Origin of the sequence: Martelella lutilitoris (assembly GCF_005924265.1) — a bacterium.
Lineage (GTDB): Bacteria > Pseudomonadota > Alphaproteobacteria > Rhizobiales > Rhizobiaceae > Martelella > Martelella lutilitoris.
The window spans coordinates 301519-319461 of record NZ_VCLB01000008.1 but is presented as its reverse complement, the minus strand read 5'-3'; the positions used below and the strand labels follow the sequence as shown (position 1 = coordinate 319461).

Genomic DNA, 17943 nt, shown 5'->3' with positions numbered 1-17943 from the left:
TCGTCCTCTGTCATCTTCGTGCTCATGTCGACCTCCAATCAGTCGACATCCCATGAATCAGACAACGCTCAGCCGGGGAATCCCATTTCTTCAAACTGCGGCAATCCGTCCACACCGCCTAGGCTTTGTGGACGGATCTCATGAGGTTGAATGCTGCAGCGATTGAAACGATGGCTGAAAAGTTGCGTTTGGTTTTCTCACAGCGCAGAGCCACCCGTTTGAAGCGCTTGAGCTTTCCGACAGCCTGCTCGATGCGGGTGCGACCTCGGTAGATGGCGTTGGCAAAGCGGGCGGGTTTGTCTTTCTCGTTGGCTTTATGTGGGATCACCGGAATGGCACCGCGAGAACGGGCTGCGTTGCGGTTGGCCTTGCTGGCATAGCCCTTATCCGCGACAACCGCGCGGGGTGTTACGTCGGGACCGAGGTCCAGCAGGATCCGGAAATGCGGAGCATCGCCCTCATTCAGCGATCGGATACAACGTCCCGATCGCGTTGCATAATCCCGGTGGCGCCGCCAGCCCGCCATCGTGATCAGAGCCGGAAAATCCAACATCCGGCGGTCCAATAAATGGGCGCACTGCAGCGGGGCGAACCTCCAAAACGCTTATTTTAGGTCACGCACCGGTTTGCTCTCAACTCGGTCCGGCTCAGCCATATTCCGCCATGTCGGCGGCGACGGCGGCCTGCATTTCGTCGAGAATGTCGGGCAGGGCGCTCAAGACGCGGTTCCAGCGCGGCATCAGCGGCGTGGCGTCCGGTTCCTCAAGGAAGGAATTGCCGGCCTCGATCAGGTTGGTGGCAAACAGTTCGACCGCCTGTTCTTCCTTGTGGCGGTCGGTCGAAAGCCCGTTCATGCGGGCATCGTTGTGGTAGATCTCCACGAGATCGAGCGCGGTGCGGAAATAGGAGGCCTTCAAGGTCCTGAGCGTCTCCTGCGAGAAGGTCACGCCATCGGTGGCGAGCTTGCGCAACACGGCCTTGCAGATATCTGTCGACATGCGCGACAGACCCTTCTTGGCATCTTCCGGCGACAGCGGCTGATGCTTGTGGTCATAGGCATCGGCAATGTCCACCTGGCAGATCGCCGCGTTGGAATAGTTGCGCCAAAGTTCCGAGAGAACGCCGATTTCCAGCCCCCAGTCCCAGGGAATGCGGATGTCGGGCAGGATATGGGTGCGCATCGCGAATTCGCCGGCCAGCGGATAGCGGAACGCCTTCAGGTAATCGATATAGGGCTGGTGGCCGATGGTCTTTTCAAGGCTGAGCAAAAGCGGCGTGACCAGAAGGCGGGTGACGCGGCCGTTGAGCGAACCGTCGGCGATGCGCGGGTAGTAGCCCTTGGAAAAGACATAAGGGAAGGCCGGGTTGGTGACCGGATAGACGAGGCGCGCCAGCATCTCGCGCGAATAGGTGACGATGTCGCAGTCATGCAGCGCCACCACGGAGGAATTGCGCGCGCCGAGCACATAGCCGATGCAATACCAGACATTGCGGCCCTTGCCGGGTTCCTGGGGGGCGAGCGCCGAGTCGCCGAGTCGGTTGTGCACCGCCTTCATCCGCGGTCCGTCATTCCAGAGCACGGCATGGCTCTGCGGCAGGCGGCTGAAATATTTCAGCGCGTAGCGGTATTGTTCCTCGTCAGCCTGATCGAGCCCGATGACGATGTTGGAAATATAAGGCACTTCCATCAGGTGGTTGACGATATTGTCGAGCGCCTCGGCCTCGAGCTCGGAAAACAGCGAGGGCAGGATCAGCGTAATCGGCCGCGTTGCCGAGAAGCTGGCCAGTTCGCGCTCGACCCGGTGCAGCGAACGCTCGCGCAGATTGTGCAGCGTTGCGACAACGCCATTTTGATGAAAATCAGCCATTGCGGGCGCTCCTGATGTTTTTGTTGCGGCAGGTTCCGGACGCGGACGGCCGAAGGGGAGGGGCCTTACCTACCAACTATATTATGCCAATAATTGCAATATCATGTCGTTCCAGCCAACTGGCCCGGCCTTGTCCGAGCGGAGGATGTGGCCGTCGCGTTCGCGCGGTGTTTCGGCCAGCGGCGCATGGGCGGGGTTGGCGATGATGAAGCCTCTGTCGGCGGCTTCGAGCATGGCGGCATCATTGGGCGCATCGCCAAGCGCGATGGTAAAGACGTCTCCGCCCATCTTCTGGCGATAGGTGTCGGCGACCTTGCGCATCGCATCGGCCTTGGAGGTTTCCGGCATCAGCGTGAAGAACCGGCCGCCCTGAACGGCCTGAAATCCGCTTTGCCTCAGAAAGGATCGGAATTCTTCCCGTTCATCCTCACTGCCGGACCAGAGTCCCGGCTCGGAGAATTGCCGCTTTCGGGCGAGCCGGGCTGCCTCGAGCCGCATGCCGGTCTTTTCGGCCACCTCTTCATCGCTCCAGTCGCCAAAACCCTGAAATTTCTGTCTGAGCGCGGGCGGCATCGCCTCAAGCGTTGCGCGCAGCCGCTCATAGGTGTCCGCCTCGTCGCCTTCCGCTCCCGGCAGCCCGACAATGCCGGCGCCGTTTTCCACGATCATCGGGTCTTCAATGCCGATATCCGCAGCGATCGGCCGCATCTCCGCTTCCGTCTTGCTGCTGGCGAGGATGAGCGGGATGCCGCGACCCTTGAGCGCCTCGAGCGCGGGCCGGGCCGGCTCCAGCGAATAGGTCTCATGATCAAGGAGCGTGCCGTCGAGATCGGTGAAGACGATTTTCATGGTCGGACCTTTTAAGCCGTGCCGCTTCGGATCATCGGGCGGCAAGTTTTGGACGCCTGCTGCCCCTTAACCTCTGCCGCCGCCGCTTTGTTGCCGGAGGAGGCACATTTTCAGCCTTTGGCGAATTTCGCCAGGTGCTGGCGGGCGGCATAGAGCGCGATGGCCGAGGCGTTGGAGACGTTGAGCGACTTGATCGCGCCCGGCATGTCGAGGCGAGCGAGCGCCGTCACCGTTTCGCGGGTTTTCTGGCGAAGTCCCTTGCCTTCCGCGCCGAGGACCAGCGCGACCTTGCCGCCGGCAAAGGTTTCCTCCAGCGGTGCGGGGCCTTCCGAATCAAGCCCGATCGAGGCAAAGCCCATGGCATGAAGCTCTTCCAGTGCCTTGGCGAGATTGGTGATCTGGATGTAGGGGATATGTTCCAGCGCGCCGGAGGCCGATTTGGCGAGCACGCCCGATTCGGCCGGGCTGTGGCGCATGGTGGTGATCACCGCGCCGGCGGAAAAGGCAACCGCCGAACGCAGGATCGCGCCGACATTGTGCGGATCGGTCACCTGATCGAGCACGAGCAGCAGCGGGCTGTCGTTCAGCGCATCGAGACGGCGCACGGGAAGCGCCAGCGTCTTCAGCATCACGCCCTGATGGATGGCGTCCTCGCCGAGAATGTCGTCGATCTCGCGCGGGCGCACGATATCGACGGGGAGGCTCTCCGGCAGCGCCATCCCGTCGGTCAGCCGGGCAAGGGCGTTCTGCGTCACCTTCAGCGAGATCAGCCTGCGCTCGGGGTTCTCGATCGCCGCGCGCACGGTATGCAGGCCGTAAAGCAGCACCTCGTCGCCGCTGACAGGCAGCGGCCCGGGCGCCTTTTTCGGCCCGCGTCTCTCCGTCTTTGCCGGCACGCCCTCTCGGGCGCGCTTGGCGTCGCGGTGGGCGCGTCTCAGCTTGGCGTAGTGGGCATCCCTGGGGGAGCCGTTCTGGTCATCTTTTTTGCTCATGCGCCCGTTATAAGGCCGGGCGCGGCCTCAGGCTAGGCCATTCCGCGGCAAGAACGGGGAAAGCGCGCGGTCCGGCATGCGGCTGTGATTTTTCTGTCATTTTTTTCTGGCGCGCCGTGTTGACAGAGCGGGGCGAGCCGGTCATATACGCGGCGCAGATCGACATCGCCAAGGCCAACGGGCAGCGGCGAACGATCCAAGGCATGACTGCCGTCCAGGCTGGTACTGGAGGAGTGCGTGAGTGGTTAAAACGGACGGACTGTAAATCCGTTGACTTAGTCTACGTTGGTTCGAATCCAACCTCCTCCACCACCGGCGCCTGACGTTTGCGCGGGTATAGCTCAATGGTAGAGCAGCAGCCTTCCAAGCTGAATATGCGGGTTCGATTCCCGCTACCCGCTCCAACAAAGTATTTTTTATCATTTTGACTGATCTTTTTGGAAGACGGCAGGCTCTTTGTCTTCACGATGCCCCTTTGTCGTTATATTAAAGATTCCGGCGCATAACGGCCAATACTGGCAACGATCGAGATATCGACATGAGCGGTCGCCCCTTCAGCGGGCCGACCGATCGTTTCGATCGGGTTGCGTTGAAGGGGGAGGACGCCTGTGGGGTCGATGGGCATCGAATGACGATCATGCAGTTGCTGATGCTGCTCGGCGGATTGCTGATTCTGGCGGGAAGCTTCATCGTGGCCTGGTTCACGGGTGTGCGCCGGGCCTATTTACTTGTGCTGTCGTCGTCATTTCTTGTGCTCGCGCTGGCCTTTCTGCTGACGTTCTTCCTTGGCTCCTTCCGCAGCAGGGGCCTGCTCCTTTCAGCGAACGGGCTTTTCATTGTTGCGCAGATATTGTTTGCGGAGGGTCTTCTCCAGCGGCGCGGCAAAACCTTCGGCATCGCGTTCAACGTGACGGCATTTGTGACCCTGTTCGGTCTATATTGCCTGTTTGAGATCTACGGAACCGCGTTCCAGCGCACAATTGTTATCAATGCCGGCCTCGTCGTGTTGATGGCGCTGGCGATGCTGCGGTTCTGGATCCGGCGTGACGACACTATTCACGACAAGCTGATTTTCTGGACGATCATCGCGCTTGGCGTCATGCATTGCCTGCGCACATTCGGCATGCTTTTCACCGGAATCATTGTCGATCCGAACTCGATTTTCTGGCAGGCCACGCAAATCTACATCCTGATGATCGCGATGATCCTCACCATTGAAATCCTGGCGTCGCATTTCGTCGAATCGCTCGACCGGCTCAACACGCTGCGCGACCGCGACCAGCTCACCGGCGTTTTGAACCGGGAAGGGTTCGAGCGGGCGCTTGCAGGCTTTTACGCCGAGCGTTCGGCGGCATTGGTAGCGCTGACGCTGCTCGATCTCGACAAGTTCAAGATCACCAATGACACGCTGGGCCATCCCGCCGGTGATGCGGTGCTGAGAGCCTTCGGCGAGATCCTCCTCAAGGAGACGCGGGCGACCGACGTGGTCGGAAGGATCGGCGGCGACGAGTTCGCCATCTTCTCCGTCGGGCTTGACCGCCAGGGCGCATGCGCCATGGCGGAGCGCATCCGTATCCATCTGGCCCATCGCCATTTCCCCGACGTGGCCGAGCACCTGGAGACCACTTGCAGCATCGGCGTGGCGACGGCGCGCTCGGAGCGCGGCTATGAGGTGCTATACCGCATGGCTGACAATGCGCTCTACGGAGCAAAGCGGCTGGGACGCAACCGCGTGGTGGCCGATAGCGCGCCTTCCGCCGTGGAGCCCGGCGCGGTCTCGCGGGTTGGCGTTTGAGCACGGAGCCGGGGCGTGTGGCCGCCGAGCGCCGCAAACAGGCGTCGCCGCAAGCTCTTGGCCATGCGTCGCTTTTTCGCAAAAGCCGCCGGCTTTTGGCGTGTCGGACGTTCGGGTGCGCCAAACTGTCGAATTTGGTCTTGCTTATTGCTTTCGAAAGCCTTAAACGGCGGCACTAAACCGGTTCGCCGGGTCATCCGTGTTACCAGTTACAGGAAGCATTTTCATGGCAAAGGCAAAGTTTGAGCGGAGCAAGCCGCACGTCAACATCGGCACGATCGGTCACGTTGACCACGGCAAGACGACACTGACGGCTGCGATCACGAAGTTCTTCGGTGACTTCCGTGCGTATGACCAGATCGACGCGGCGCCGGAAGAAAAGGCGCGCGGCATCACGATTTCGACGGCGCACGTCGAATATGAGACCGAGAAGCGCCACTACGCCCACGTCGACTGCCCCGGCCACGCCGACTATGTGAAGAACATGATCACCGGCGCGGCGCAGATGGACGGCGCGATCCTGGTATGCTCGGCCGCCGACGGCCCGATGCCGCAGACCCGCGAGCACATCCTGCTTGCCCGTCAGGTTGGCGTTCCGGGGATCGTGGTTTTCCTCAACAAGGTTGACCAGGTTGACGACGAGGAGCTTCTCGAGCTCGTCGAGATGGAAGTGCGTGAGCTGCTGGACTCCTACGAGTTCCCCGGCGACGAAATCCCGATCATCAAGGGCTCGGCTCTTGCCGCTCTGGAAGACAGCAACAAGGAAATCGGCGAAGACGCGATCCGCGCGCTGATGGCCGCTGTCGACGACTACATCCCGACGCCCGAGCGTCCGGTTGACCAGCCCTTCCTGATGCCGATCGAGGACGTGTTCTCGATTTCCGGCCGCGGCACGGTCGTGACCGGTCGTGTCGAGCGCGGTATCGTCAAGGTTGGCGAGGAAGTCGAGATCGTCGGCATCAAGGCGACGCAGAAGACGACGGTGACCGGCGTTGAAATGTTCCGCAAGCTGCTCGACCAGGGCCAGGCCGGCGACAACATCGGCGCGCTGATCCGCGGCATCAACCGCGACCAGGTCGAGCGTGGCCAGATCCTGTGCAAGCCCGGTTCGGTGACGCCGCACACGAAGTTCAAGGCAGAAGCCTACATCCTGACGAAGGATGAGGGCGGCCGCCACACGCCGTTCTTCACCAACTACCGTCCGCAGTTCTACTTCCGCACGACGGACGTGACGGGTGTCGTCACGCTGCCGGAAGGCACGGAAATGGTAATGCCGGGCGACAACGTCACGGTTGACGTCGAGCTGATCGTTCCGATCGCGATGGAAGAAAAGCTGCGCTTCGCCATCCGCGAAGGCGGCCGCACCGTCGGCGCCGGCATCGTGGCATCGATCGTCGAGTAATCGACGCGCGACACAGACATTCAAAAGCCCCGTCGGAGCGATCCGGCGGGGCTTTTCAGTTTGTTGACCAACCTCGCCACCCATAAGCGCGTCATCCTCGGGCTTGTTCCGAGAATCTAGCCACCTCCCCCTGCGAACGGAGTGGTTGGTTGAAATTGTTCTGTGATGAAATGAATTTTGTCCGATACGCCTGTCGTGCGGAAACGTGACTGGATGTGCTGGACAAACCCGAGCATGACGGGGACGAAAGTGGGGGCATTCTCGGCAAGCTGAGTCCAGTCGGAGCGGTTCAGCGGTTTTTCGGCGTATTCGTGCCAACACGAATATCACATCGGCTCGCCGACCTCGACGATATGCCCGTCTGGATCATAGCAGCGAAACACCTTCTGGCCCCAGGCCTGGATTTCGATCGGGTGGATCAGGTCCGTCTTCAGCGGCATACGCGCAAACATTGCCTGAAGTTCGTCGGTTTCGAAATAGAGAACCAGATTGCCGCGACCGTAGCGGCTGTGTTCGGGGGAGGGCGCGCCGAAGATGGTCGCCTCCAGGGCTGGACCCATATGAAGAGCGAGACCGTTTTCCAGCTGGACGAAATCGCCGTGATCCTGCGCGATCGTCTGGCCGAGGAGGTGGCAATAAAAGTCGACCGAGCGTTTCATGTCGGAGACGAAGACGAGCGTGTTGATGAAAACCGGTTTTGCCATGGTCTCAGCCGCTCCCCACCAGCATCAGCGCCAGCGGCAGGGTGAAGAACGACAGCACGGTCTGCACCGTCACCACAGCCGAGTAGAGCCGGGTGTCGCCGCCGAGCTGGCGGGCGAGGATGTAGCCGTTCATGGCCGTCGGCACGCCGGCACCGAGCACCATGATCGACAGCGTCATGCCGGAAATGCCGAAAAGCGAGGCGAACAGGTAGGTGATCAGCGGGAAAAGGGCGAGTTTCAGGAAAGAAGGCAGCAGGACCATCGGTTTCGGCCTCAACGCGTCCGCGAGCACGAGGCCTGCGCCGACCAGAACCAGGCCCATGCCGAGGGCTGCGCGCGCCATCAGGTTCATAGCGTCATAGACCGGCTGGTAGACCGGGATGGCCAAGAGATTGAAGGCGATGCCGATGAAAGCGGAAATGATCAGCGGGTTGGTGGCGATCTTGCGCGCCATCATCCCGACATTGCGGTTCTCGCCGGAAAACCAGACCAGAACCAGCACGTTGATGAGATTGAGCGGAATGATGGTCATGGTCATCATCAGCGAGATGACCGCCATGCCTTCAAGCCCGGCCAGCTTGTCGGCGATGGCGAGCGCCACGAACCCGTTCCAGCGCGTCGTCGTCTGGAAGACGGAGGTGAAGGCGGGACTGCCGAGGCCGAAGGCCCTCAGCAGCGGCCACAGCGCGATCGTCAGGGCGGAGATGGCGGCGACGCAAAGAAGGGTTACCCAGGCAATGTCGGCGGCTGCGATGGTCGAGAAATCCGCCCGCGCCAGTGTGGTGAACAGAAGCGCCGGAAACAGCACGTAGTAACCAAGCTGGTTGAGCCCGTTCCAGAAATCGGGACTGAAGATCGGCAGGCGCTTGAGGCCGACGCCGAGCGCCACGGTCAGAAAGATCGGCAGAACGCTTTCGAAGATGATCAACATGCACGCATTCCGTGATTTCCTTACCGTCCGGTTAACTTTGCCAGGCTTTGGCGCTTGCCAGAGCGAATGATTTGCTGTCAGACAAGACAGGAGGAAAGGCGGAAAAGCAATGCAGGACCGTGTGACACAGCGATTTCAGGTTGGGTTGATGGGCGCAGCTCTTGCCGCCCTGCCGGTCGAGCTTGCCGTCAGCGGGGCAATCCTGCTCGCCTTCGTCTTCGTCGACTATCTTTTCGACCCCAAGCGCATGCTGCGCGATCCGGCGGTCGACTGCCGTCCGGCAGGCGAATAACGGGCTCATCCGCGGGCCAGGGACGCAAGCCTGTCGAGCGCGCCCTGCAGGATGAAGGAGGCCGCGGCCGAATCGATCCGCCCGGCGCGCTTTTGTCGCGAGACATCCATTTCCAGAAGCGCCCGCTCGGCGGCAACCGTCGACAGCCGCTCGTCCCAGAAGGTGAAGGGGAGGGCGCTCAGCGCCTCCATGTTGCGGACAAAGGCGCGGGTTGCCTGCACGCGCGGGCCGGAGGAGCCGTCCATGTTCATCGGCAGGCCGATGACGAAACCCGCGATCTTCTCCTTCTCGGCAAAGGCGAGCAGGGTTTCCGCGTCGCGCGTGAACTTGACGCGCTTGATCACCGGGCGCGGCGTTGCGAAGCGGCGCGAGAGATCGGAGACCGCAAGGCCGATGGTCTTGGTCCCGAGGTCGAGCCCCGCGATGGCGGCATGTGGCGGCAGGGTCTCGGCCAATTCCTCGATTGAAAGCACTGTCATCGGTCTTTTCCCATGGTTTTGCCGCTTCCCGATGGAAAATGGCGTCTGATCGCATTACGTTTTAGCCAATCGCGTTCAACTACCGTCTCGAAGGGAGAAATGCAAAATGAAGATCACCTGGCTCGGACATTCCGCCTTCCGCATCGAGATTGCCGATGCGACGATCCTGATCGACCCCTTCCTGTCCGGCAACCCCTCTTTCGAGGGGCTCGACAAGGCTGCCGTGACCAAGGGCGTCACCCATATTCTCCTGACCCATGGCCATGGCGACCATCTGGGCGACACGATCCCGATCGCAAAGGAAACCGGCGCGACCGTGCTCGCCAACGCCGATCTCGCCGCCTGGCTCGGTTCGAAGGGGCTTGAGAACCTTCAACCGGGCAATACCGGCGGCACGGTCGATTTCGGCTCCTTCACCGTCACCTTCACCAATGCGCTGCACTCCTCGGCCTTCATCACCGAGGACGGCGTTTCCCACGCGCTCGGCAATCCCAACGGTCTGATGCTGCATATCGATGACGAGCCGACGCTTTATCACATGGGCGACACGGATATCTTTTCCGACATGGCGCTGATCAACGAGCTGCATGCGCCGGCGATCGGCCTCGTGCCGGTCGGCGACCGCTTTACCATGGGCGGCGCAGTGGCGGCGCTCGCCTGCAAGCGCTATTTCAGCTTCGATACCGTGATCCCGTGCCACTACGGCACATTCCCGATCATTGACCAGACGCCGGAGGCTTTTGTCGGCGGCATGGCCGGCGGGCCGACGGAAGTGCTGACGCCCAAACCGGGCGAAACGGTCGCCTTCTGATGAAATGCCCCGTTGCGAAGGGCGGCGACGCCCTTTATAGCGTGTGGTGAAATCGTGAAACCCGGAGAGCATTCATGTCCGTAGACACCGCGACCGTCAAACGCGTTGCCAAGCTGGCCCGTATCGCCGTCGATGACGCATCGGCGGAGCGGATGACCGGCGAACTCAACGCCATTCTCGGCTTTGTCGAGCAGCTTGGCGAAGTTGACGTTTCCGGTGTCGACCCCATGACCTCGGTCATGCCGATGGAGATGAAGAAGCGTCATGATGTTGTGACCGACGGCGACAAGGCCGACGATATTGTTGCCAACGCGCCGGAATCCGAGCGGAATTTCTTTCTGGTGCCAAAAGTTGTGGAGTGAGGGATGGTACAGCCGAAAATCGATATCGAGAGCCCCCAGCAGGATGACCTGAAGGCGCTCTTCACCGAACTGAAGACCTCGATGACCCGCATGTCGTCGTCCGATGTGATCGACTACCAGTTGACCGTCGATGTCAGCACGCCGGGCGCCACGAGCTTCGTTGCCCGCGTCGACGGCAAGCCGGTGGCCACCGGCGCGCTGGTGCGCCATGGCAACGGCATCGCCGAGGCCAAGCGCCTGTTCACCGAGCCTGCCTATCGCAAGCACGGGATCGGTCGCGCCATCCTGCGCCACATCGCCTCTCTGGCGAAGAGCGAGGGGCTGCGCGAACTGGTCATCGTCACCGATGCCAATCTCAAAGAGTCCATCGCCTTTTGCGAACAGGCGGGTTTCGAACGCACGGAAAAGGTTCTGAACCACGCGCCGACCAAGCAGTCCGTCTTCTTTCGCAAGGCGCTATAACAACACGACAAAGTGAAGCAGATGACCGAACTGACCGCCCTGACCATCGCCGAGGCCCGTGACAAGCTTCAGGCGAAGGAAATCACCGCGACCGAACTGACGGCGTCCTATCTGAAGGCGATCGACGACTTCAACGGCACCTTCAATGCCTATGTCGCCGTTACGCCGGAAAAGGCGCTGGCGATGGCCAAGGCCTCCGACCTGAAGTTGTCGCAGGGCAATGGCGGCGCGCTGGAGGGCATTCCGCTCGGCATCAAGGACCTGTTCGGCACGCGCGATGTCCACACCCAGGCGGCCTCGCATATCCTCGACGGGTTCAAGCCGAAATATGAATCGACCGTCACCCAGAACCTCTGGGATGACGGCGCGGTGATGCTCGGCAAGCTCAACATGGACGAATTCGCCATGGGCTCGTCCAACGAGACCTCCTATTACGGGCCGGTGATCAACCCGTGGAAGGCCAAGGGCTCGAACCGGGACCTCGTTCCGGGCGGTTCGTCCGGCGGTTCGGCGGCAGCCGTTGCCGCGCATCTGTGCGCCGGCGCCACGGCGACCGATACCGGCGGGTCGATCCGCCAGCCGGCGGCGTTTACCGGCACGGTCGGCATCAAGCCCACCTATGGCCGCTGCTCGCGCTGGGGCGTGGTCGCCTTTGCCTCCTCGCTCGACCAGGCTGGCCCGATCGCGCGCGACGTGCGCGACGCGGCGATCCTCTTGAAATCCATGGCGAGCGTCGACGACAAGGACACGACCTCCGTCGATCTGCCCGTGCCGGACTACGAGGCCGCCATCGGCCAGTCGGTCAAGGGCATGAAGATCGGCATTCCGAAGGAATACCGCGTCGAGGGCATGCCGGCGGATATTGAAAAGCTCTGGAGCCAAGGCATCGCCTGGCTGAAGGATGCGGGCGCCGAGATCGTCGACATCTCGCTGCCGCATACGAAATACGCGCTGCCGGCCTATTACATCGTCGCGCCGGCGGAAGCCTCCTCCAACCTTGCCCGCTATGACGGCGTCAAATTCGGCCTGCGCGTGCCCGGCAAGGATATTGCCGACATGTACGAAAAGACCCGCGCGGAAGGCTTCGGCAAGGAGGTCCAGCGCCGCATCATGATTGGCACCTATGTGCTCTCGGCCGGCTATTACGACGCCTATTACCTGAAGGCCCAGAAGGTGCGTACGCTGATCAAGCGCGACTTCGAGAATGTCTTTGCCCAGGGCGTCGACACCATCCTGACGCCGGCAACGCCGTCGGCCGCTTTCGGCATCGCCGACCAGGATCTCGCCAATGATCCGGTGAAGATGTATCTGAACGACATCTTCACGGTGACGGTGAACATGGCCGGCCTTCCGGGCCTTTCCGTGCCCGCAGGCCTCGACGCCAACGGCCTGCCGCTCGGCCTGCAGCTCATCGGCAAGCCGTTCGACGAGGAAACCCTTTTCCGCACCGCCGCGGTGATGGAAAAGGCCGCCGGCCGGTTCACGCCTGGAAAATGGTGGTAAGCCATCGGCTTCAGCCCTGAAATCCGACATTTCAGGGCTGATGTCAGCGAGCGTTTACGGCGGGGTCCGGATTAAGGCCTACAGCATCGGCCCGAAAATCGGAATCGATTTTCGGAAAGCACGATGCGTAGATTCAATAAGTGAGAGCGTCCTTTGTGCATCCGAATGGATGCACGGCGCTCTTGGCTGCCAAATCGCCTCCTTCCCGTTCAAATTCGGTCACACTCTTTGCGTTCAAGCACGCCATTCAATTGATTTGAAAGGCTGAACGTGAAGACGCTTATCGTAATTTGCCTGGCGGCCAGTGTCGCTCTTACGGGCTGCACTTCCATGCTTGCGGCAAACAGCGAGACTGCCGCGATCGACCATTTCGTCAGTCCGCCCGAAGGCGAGACCGAGGCCTCGTCCGGCCCGGACGACCGGATGAAGCTATCCTATGCGGCGGAAGAGACGCCGAGCCTTGCCGCGGGCGCCTTCGACATGGTGGTGAAGCTCGGCGACAGCAAGGTGAATGTCTATCGCTACCGCGATCCCGACACGGGCAAGACCGGCTATTTCGATGCCGAAGGCTATCGTCTCGGGCAGTATCTGCTGCGCAATCCGGTGCCTGACGGGCGGCGCACGTCGGGCTTCGGCAACCGCCGGCATCCGGTGCTCGGCTATTCGCGCATGCATGCCGCCGTCGACTGGGCAGCGCCCGTCGGCACGCCGATCTATGCGGCGGCGGACGGCGTGGTAACCTTTTCCGGCAAGCACGGCGGCGAGGGGCGGATGACCGTCATCGACCATGGCCATGGCTGCGAGACCGCCTACAGCCACCAGAGCCGTTTCGCTGATGGCATCAAGGCGGGGGTAAAAGTCCGGCAGGGCGAGGTGATCGGCTATGTCGGCCAGAGCGGCCTCGCGACCGGGCCGCATCTGCACTACGCGGTCTCCGTCAACGGCCGCAAGGTCGACCCGATGAAGGTGCATTTCGTTCGCGAGGGCAGGCTTTCCGGCACGGCACTGGCGAAATTCGAGAAGGCCGTGGCGGCTGACGGCGGGAACCATGCGGCTGCCGCCGGCGTCTGAGCGGAACTAGAGCGCCTTGCGTCCATTCGGACGCACAAAGGACGCTCTAACCTATTGAATCTACGCATCGGCCCGAAAATCGATTCCGATTTTCGGGCCGATGCGCTAAAGCGGTTCCGCCTTTCATGGAAACGCGCAACCGCTCTATCTATTTGTTTTGACGCATTTTCGAGGGCGTCAGATGTTTCCATCTGGCTGCGAAATGCTCTAGCGCCCGTCCTCGTCCTTTTTCTTCTTTCCGTCGGGGCGGAAGGTATAGCCGGTCTCCACGGCCGAGAGGCCGAACTTGTCGCGCAGGGCATCCATCGCGCTCTCCGCCGCCTTGCGACGGGCGGCCTTGGGGTCGACGAGGTCCGGCGGGTCGGCGATCGCGGGGTCGCAGAGCTCGCTGATGCCGATGCCGATCAGGCGGAATTTCGTGCCGTCGGTCTCGTTCTTCAGCAGCGACAGACCGGTGGCGAAGATCCGGTCGGCAAGCTGCGTCGGCGCTTCCAGATGGCGGCTGCGGGTGCGGGTTTTGAAATCGGCGGTCTTCAGCTTCAGCGTCACGGCGTGTCCGGCAAAGCCCGCAGCCTTCGCGCGTCGCGCGGTCTTTTCGCTCAGCCGGCGCAGATGTCCCGCCAGCGTTTCGAAATCGCTGATATCGGTGAAGAAGGTGGTTTCGTTGGAAATGCTCTTGGTCGCGCGCTCGGGCTTGACGCTGCGCGTATCCTCGCCGCGCGCCAGATGATAGAGCCGCTGGCCGATCGTGCCGTAGCGGCGCAGAAGCTCGTTCTTTTCCATTTGCTGGAACTGGCCGATCGTCGTCAGCCCGTCGCGCTTCAGCGTTTCCGTGAAGGCCTTGCCCACGCCCCAGATCATGCCCACCGGCTTGTCTGCGAGGAAGGTCATGGCCTCCTTCTCGCCGATCACCGAAAACCCGCGCGGCTTCTGGAAGTCCGAGGCGATCTTGGCGAGGAACTTGCAGTAGGACAGGCCGATGGAAATGGTGATGCCGAGTTCCTTTTCGACGCGGATGGCGAAGCGGGCGAGCGTTTCGGCGGGCGTCGCCTTGTGCAGGCGCTCGGTTCCGGACAGATCGAGAAAGGCTTCGTCGATCGACAGCGGCTCGACCAGCGGCGTCAGGTCGAACATCATCTGCCGCAACTGCCGGCCGACGGCGGAATACTTCTCCATGTTCGGCGCAATGACGATCGCCTCCGGGCAGGCCTCCAGCGCCTTGAACATCGGCATCGCCGATTTCACTCCGCGAATGCGGGCGATATAGCAGGCGGTGGAGACGACGCCGCGCTTGCCGCCGCCGATGATCACCGGCTTGTCGGCCAGCGACGGGTCGTCGCGCTTTTCGATGGCGGCATAGAAGGCGTCGCAATCGATATGGGCAATCGAGAGCGTGAACAATTCCTCATGGCGCAGAAGGCGCGGGCTGCCGCATGTCGCGCAGCGGCGCGCACCGGCTGCCGCCGGGGCGAGACAGTCTCGGCAAAAGCCGTTTGCCTTGGAAGTCATCTCAGCCATCGGAACAAAGGTTGAACATGGCGAAAATAGTGCCGGCTGCCAGTGAAGGCAAGCGGGGACTTCACACGTTCTCCGCGATATGCCGGCGGATGATCTCCTCAAGGTGATCCCAGCCCGTCGCGACCACGGAGGGCGGCGTGGTCTGAGGCGCCAGCGCCCGGTAGTCGTCATCAATCAGGAGGTTGATCGTCAGCGCCTCCGGCAGGCAATGCGAGACCGAGCGGCAATTGTAGAGCATGTCGTCGACGAAGATCAGCAGCGGCGGGCGGGTCTCGCAAAGGTCCCTCAGCACCTCGCCCTTCGGCTCTTCCGAGGCGATCAGCGGGAAGTCGAAGCCGTGGCGGGCAAGGAGGCGTCGCCGCTTTTCGCGGTGTTCGGGCGGCATGGCGGTCAAAAGCAGGACATCGGCGATATCCGTCAGCCGGTGCAGGGTCTCGCGCGCGGCGGCAAAGGGCTTCTGCCAGTCTTCCTGGCTGTCGTAGAAGGCTGAGATCAGCGCCTTGACCTCGGTGTTTTCCACCCGGCGGCCGTCCTCAAGCGAGATCACATTGCCGTTGAGGCTGAAGGTCTCCAGCCGCAATTCGTGATCATGGGCCAGCAGGAAGGCCTTGAAGGGTGCGACGAACTGCAGCACCACCTCATCCACATCGACGACCAGAAGCGGCCGTGCGCCGATCCGGAGGTCGTCCGCCGATGTCTCCGCAAGCCGGGTCATTCGTCTCCACCATGGCCGTATTCGAGCCTCTGCCAGGCCCGCGAGACGGTTTCAGGCGCAATGGCATTGTCGTTGCAGAACGCCATCAATGTTGGCTCATGACCGGCGATGAAGCCAATCATGGCCCGCGGAAAGCCCGGATCTTCGGCAAGCGCGCGCAACTGGCCGGTCTCGACGCCGGAAAGCGCGCAAAACCGGTTCAGCATCTCGGGTTCGTTTGAGAGCCAGACCAGGATAGCAATGGCGAGATCTTCTTCCGATGTCGGTTTTTGCGGCTCTTTTTGAAAATGTTGCAAGCGGATTTCCGTTTCTTAACCAAATCGCCCTAAACTCGGCATCTGATGCGCTGATAGGGGCATGGACGCGATTCTAGCGTCTTGCCGGCGCGTTGCAAGCCGGTGCATGGCCGGAACAGGGGCCGGTGCAAGGGGAAAGCACGAATGGCAAGACAGGTTCTCATCGTCGAAGACAATGATTTGAATATGAAGCTGTTTCGTGATCTCGTCGAGGCGCAGGGCTATGAAGTGGTGGAAAGCCGCACGGGTGCGGATGCGGTGGCGCTTGCCCGCCTGTTCAAGCCAGGACTGATACTGATGGATATTCAATTGCCGGAACAATCCGGTCTCGACATTGCCCGTGAAATGAAAGCCGACCGCGAACTTGCGAAGATCCCGATCGTTGCCGTCACCGCCTTTGCCATGCGCGGCGACGAGGAGCGCATTCGCGGCGCGGGCTTCGATGCCTATCTGTCGAAGCCGGTGTCGGTGCCGAATTTCATCAAGACGGTGAAGGCCTATCTCGGTGATGCCTGAGGGAACGACGTTGGTGAGCGCGACGCACGAGAGCATTGTCCTGATCGGCGGCGAGGGCGCCGTGGCGCAGACGCTGTCGGCGATGCTGAGCGGCTGGCCGGTCGGGTTTTTCCAGGCCGATTTTTCCGACAGCGAGACGACGATGGCGGCGGTCAACGCGGCCAGCCTCATTCTGGTCGCCGTTGATGACGACGCACCGGGGCCGGCGCTTGCCTGCTGCGGCATCCTCAAGGAACATGATTCGGGCGTCAGCGCGCCTGTCGCCATCGTGACGCCGGAACGGGCGGACGCGACGCTGAGGCTTGCGGCGTTGCGCGCCGGCGCCGATGACGTGATCGGGCTGGAACACAATCTGGCAACGGCCGCGGCACGCATTTCCGCGCTTCTGCGGTTCCGGACCTTGCAGAGCGAGGCTGGGGCGCTCGCGGACGGGCGGTCTGCGCCACGGGCAGCGGCCGTGCCGGACGAGACGGTGCGGGTGCTGATCGTGGCCGAGGATGCAGCCATGCGCCAGGATCTTCTGAAGAGCATGCTCTCGCTGACGACGACGGTTGCCACCGGCAACCTGCGGGAAGCGCTCTATCTCGCCTCCAGCCAGCGATTCGACCTTGTGCTGGTTCATGGCGGGCCGGTGCTTGCCGATGGCCTCAGGATCTGCGGCCAGCTGCGCTGCGTGCCCGGCATGCGCTTCGTGCCGCTCTTTGCGCTGTGCGAGCCGGGGGGGATTGCGGACATTTCCGGCGACGCCGCGCGCAGCGCCGATGACTGCATGGCATGGCCGGGCGAAACCGGCGAACTGATCCTGCGGGCGCTGCTGCACCTGCGCCGCAAGCGCTTTGTCGAGGCGCTCGGCACGGCGATCGACGACATTGCCGAGGCGCCGGAGACGGTCGAGAGCGATACCGGACTTCTGGCGCCGGAGCGGTTCGCCACGACGCTGAACGCGCTGAAGCGCGAGGCCTCGACTGCAGGGGCGCCGCTCTTCATGGGTGTGGTTCGGGTGCCCGAGGACGCGAGCGGCGCGCGGGCGGAAGCCGTCGCCGCGCTGATCCGCTATCACCTGAGCGGAAGGGATGCTGCAAGCCGCGTGGAAGACGGGCTCTTCGCCATTCTCTATCCCGACCGCCGACGCGACGATGCCGAACGGGCGATCGCGGCGCTGCGCCAGCGCCTCGACGCCAATCTCGCCCGGCTCCTGGGGGAGGGGGTGCAGGACACCCATCAGCCCGCGACCGATCCGACGCTCGCCATCCGCACGGCGTTGACGGAAGTAAACTGAAGCTGGGCGGTGCGTCCGCAAAGACTGCGAAAGTCATCCTTCCCCATGTTGCTTCCGTGCGCGGGATGCGCAGGTCTTACGGGTTGACGCGTCCGATG

20 protein-coding genes and 2 tRNA genes are annotated in these 17943 nt (G+C 62.1%); 12 read left to right on the top strand and 10 right to left on the bottom strand.

Annotation, left to right across the window (positions count from 1 at the left end):
- Positions 1-118: 118 nt before the first annotated feature.
- The 4 genes from FF124_RS16155 to FF124_RS16140 all read right to left on the bottom strand — a co-directional run bounded on the left by FF124_RS16155 (position 119) and on the right by FF124_RS16140 (position 3709).
- The gene (locus FF124_RS16155) at positions 119-553 is read right to left on the bottom strand and encodes a transposase (protein ID WP_138749510.1); all 435 of its coding nucleotides are present in this window, start codon (positions 551-553) and stop codon (positions 119-121) included.
- Positions 554-647: 94 nt separating this feature from the next.
- Positions 648-1868: a glycosyltransferase family protein gene (locus FF124_RS16150; protein WP_138749509.1), complete on the bottom strand. Its 1221-nt coding sequence runs from the start codon at positions 1866-1868 to the stop codon at positions 648-650.
- Between the two features lie 81 nt (positions 1869-1949).
- The gene (locus tag FF124_RS16145) at positions 1950-2717 is read right to left on the bottom strand and encodes an HAD-IIB family hydrolase (RefSeq protein ID WP_138749508.1); all 768 of its coding nucleotides are present in this window, start codon (positions 2715-2717) and stop codon (positions 1950-1952) included.
- Positions 2718-2827: 110 nt separating this feature from the next.
- The gene (locus FF124_RS16140) at positions 2828-3709 is read right to left on the bottom strand and encodes a TrmH family RNA methyltransferase (protein ID WP_138749507.1); all 882 of its coding nucleotides are present in this window, start codon (positions 3707-3709) and stop codon (positions 2828-2830) included.
- 227 nt (positions 3710-3936) lie between these two features.
- Here FF124_RS16140 and FF124_RS16135 point away from each other — a divergent pair.
- From FF124_RS16135 to tuf, 4 genes are all read left to right on the top strand, one after another.
- Positions 3937-4021, top strand: a tRNA-Tyr gene (locus FF124_RS16135).
- Between the two features lie 18 nt (positions 4022-4039).
- Positions 4040-4113, top strand: a tRNA-Gly gene (locus FF124_RS16130).
- Between the two features lie 134 nt (positions 4114-4247).
- A complete protein-coding gene (locus tag FF124_RS16125) occupies positions 4248-5504 on the top strand; it encodes a GGDEF domain-containing protein (RefSeq protein WP_138749506.1) in 1257 nt (418 codons plus the stop codon).
- Positions 5505-5730: 226 nt separating this feature from the next.
- Entirely contained in the window at positions 5731-6906 is a 1176-nt protein-coding gene (gene tuf, locus FF124_RS16120) for an elongation factor Tu (protein WP_138749505.1), read from the top strand.
- Positions 6907-7232: 326 nt separating this feature from the next.
- On the opposite strand, the gene FF124_RS16115 is transcribed toward tuf, so the two are convergent.
- Together FF124_RS16115 and FF124_RS16110 are read right to left on the bottom strand one after the other, a co-directional pair.
- A complete protein-coding gene (locus FF124_RS16115) occupies positions 7233-7610 on the bottom strand; it encodes a VOC family protein (protein WP_138749504.1) in 378 nt (125 codons plus the stop codon).
- A 4-nt stretch (positions 7611-7614) separates the two neighbouring features.
- Positions 7615-8541, bottom strand: coding sequence for an AEC family transporter (locus FF124_RS16110; RefSeq protein ID WP_138749503.1), 927 nt, complete (start codon positions 8539-8541; stop codon positions 7615-7617).
- A gap of 148 nt (positions 8542-8689) precedes the next feature.
- Between FF124_RS16110 and FF124_RS20605 the strand changes: the two genes are divergently transcribed.
- On the top strand, positions 8690-8833 hold the full coding sequence (locus FF124_RS20605) for a hypothetical protein (RefSeq protein ID WP_187326974.1): 144 nt from the start codon (positions 8690-8692) through the stop codon (positions 8831-8833).
- Positions 8834-8838: 5 nt separating this feature from the next.
- Here the strand turns inward: FF124_RS20605 and ruvX are convergent, their stop codons facing one another.
- Positions 8839-9312, bottom strand: a complete 474-nt coding sequence (ruvX, locus tag FF124_RS16105) for a Holliday junction resolvase RuvX (protein WP_138749502.1) — start codon at positions 9310-9312, stop codon at positions 8839-8841.
- Between the two features lie 106 nt (positions 9313-9418).
- Here ruvX and FF124_RS16100 point away from each other — a divergent pair, with 106 nt between their 5' ends.
- The 5 genes from FF124_RS16100 to FF124_RS16075 all read left to right on the top strand — a co-directional run bounded on the left by FF124_RS16100 (position 9419) and on the right by FF124_RS16075 (position 13521).
- On the top strand, positions 9419-10123 hold the full coding sequence (locus tag FF124_RS16100; protein ID WP_138749501.1) for a metal-dependent hydrolase: 705 nt from the start codon (positions 9419-9421) through the stop codon (positions 10121-10123).
- 74 nt (positions 10124-10197) lie between these two features.
- Positions 10198-10485 carry an Asp-tRNA(Asn)/Glu-tRNA(Gln) amidotransferase subunit GatC gene (gene gatC, locus FF124_RS16095; protein ID WP_138749500.1) on the top strand — a complete coding sequence of 96 codons (288 nt, stop codon included), beginning with the start codon at positions 10198-10200 and terminating at the stop codon, positions 10483-10485.
- Positions 10486-10488: 3 nt separating this feature from the next.
- Complete coding sequence (locus tag FF124_RS16090) at positions 10489-10947, top strand: GNAT family N-acetyltransferase (RefSeq protein WP_138749499.1); 459 nt, start codon at positions 10489-10491, stop codon at positions 10945-10947.
- Positions 10948-10968: 21 nt separating this feature from the next.
- Positions 10969-12450 (top strand): Asp-tRNA(Asn)/Glu-tRNA(Gln) amidotransferase subunit GatA, encoded by a 1482-nt coding sequence (gene gatA, locus FF124_RS16085; protein ID WP_138749498.1) that lies wholly within the window; start codon positions 10969-10971, stop codon positions 12448-12450.
- 330 nt (positions 12451-12780) lie between these two features.
- Complete coding sequence (locus tag FF124_RS16075) at positions 12781-13521, top strand: M23 family metallopeptidase (protein ID WP_138749496.1); 741 nt, start codon at positions 12781-12783, stop codon at positions 13519-13521.
- Between the two features lie 207 nt (positions 13522-13728).
- Here FF124_RS16075 and FF124_RS16070 read toward each other — a convergent pair whose 3' ends face one another.
- The 3 genes from FF124_RS16070 to FF124_RS16060 form a co-directional block, all read right to left on the bottom strand.
- Positions 13729-15039 (bottom strand): DNA polymerase IV, encoded by a 1311-nt coding sequence (locus FF124_RS16070; RefSeq protein WP_425462543.1) that lies wholly within the window; start codon positions 15037-15039, stop codon positions 13729-13731.
- A 61-nt stretch (positions 15040-15100) separates the two neighbouring features.
- Positions 15101-15754, bottom strand: a complete 654-nt coding sequence (locus FF124_RS16065; protein WP_138749494.1) for a hypothetical protein — start codon at positions 15752-15754, stop codon at positions 15101-15103.
- Positions 15751-16050, bottom strand: a complete 300-nt coding sequence (locus tag FF124_RS16060) for a DUF3572 domain-containing protein (RefSeq protein WP_138749493.1) — start codon at positions 16048-16050, stop codon at positions 15751-15753. Before FF124_RS16060 ends, FF124_RS16065 begins: the two co-directional genes overlap by 4 nt.
- 144 nt (positions 16051-16194) lie before the next feature.
- Here FF124_RS16060 and FF124_RS16055 point away from each other — a divergent pair, with 144 nt between their 5' ends.
- Complete coding sequence (locus tag FF124_RS16055; protein WP_138749492.1) at positions 16195-16566, top strand: response regulator; 372 nt, start codon at positions 16195-16197, stop codon at positions 16564-16566.
- 13 nt (positions 16567-16579) lie between these two features.
- Positions 16580-17845 (top strand): hypothetical protein, encoded by a 1266-nt coding sequence (locus tag FF124_RS16050; protein WP_138749491.1) that lies wholly within the window; start codon positions 16580-16582, stop codon positions 17843-17845.
- Positions 17846-17943 lie beyond the last annotated feature (98 nt).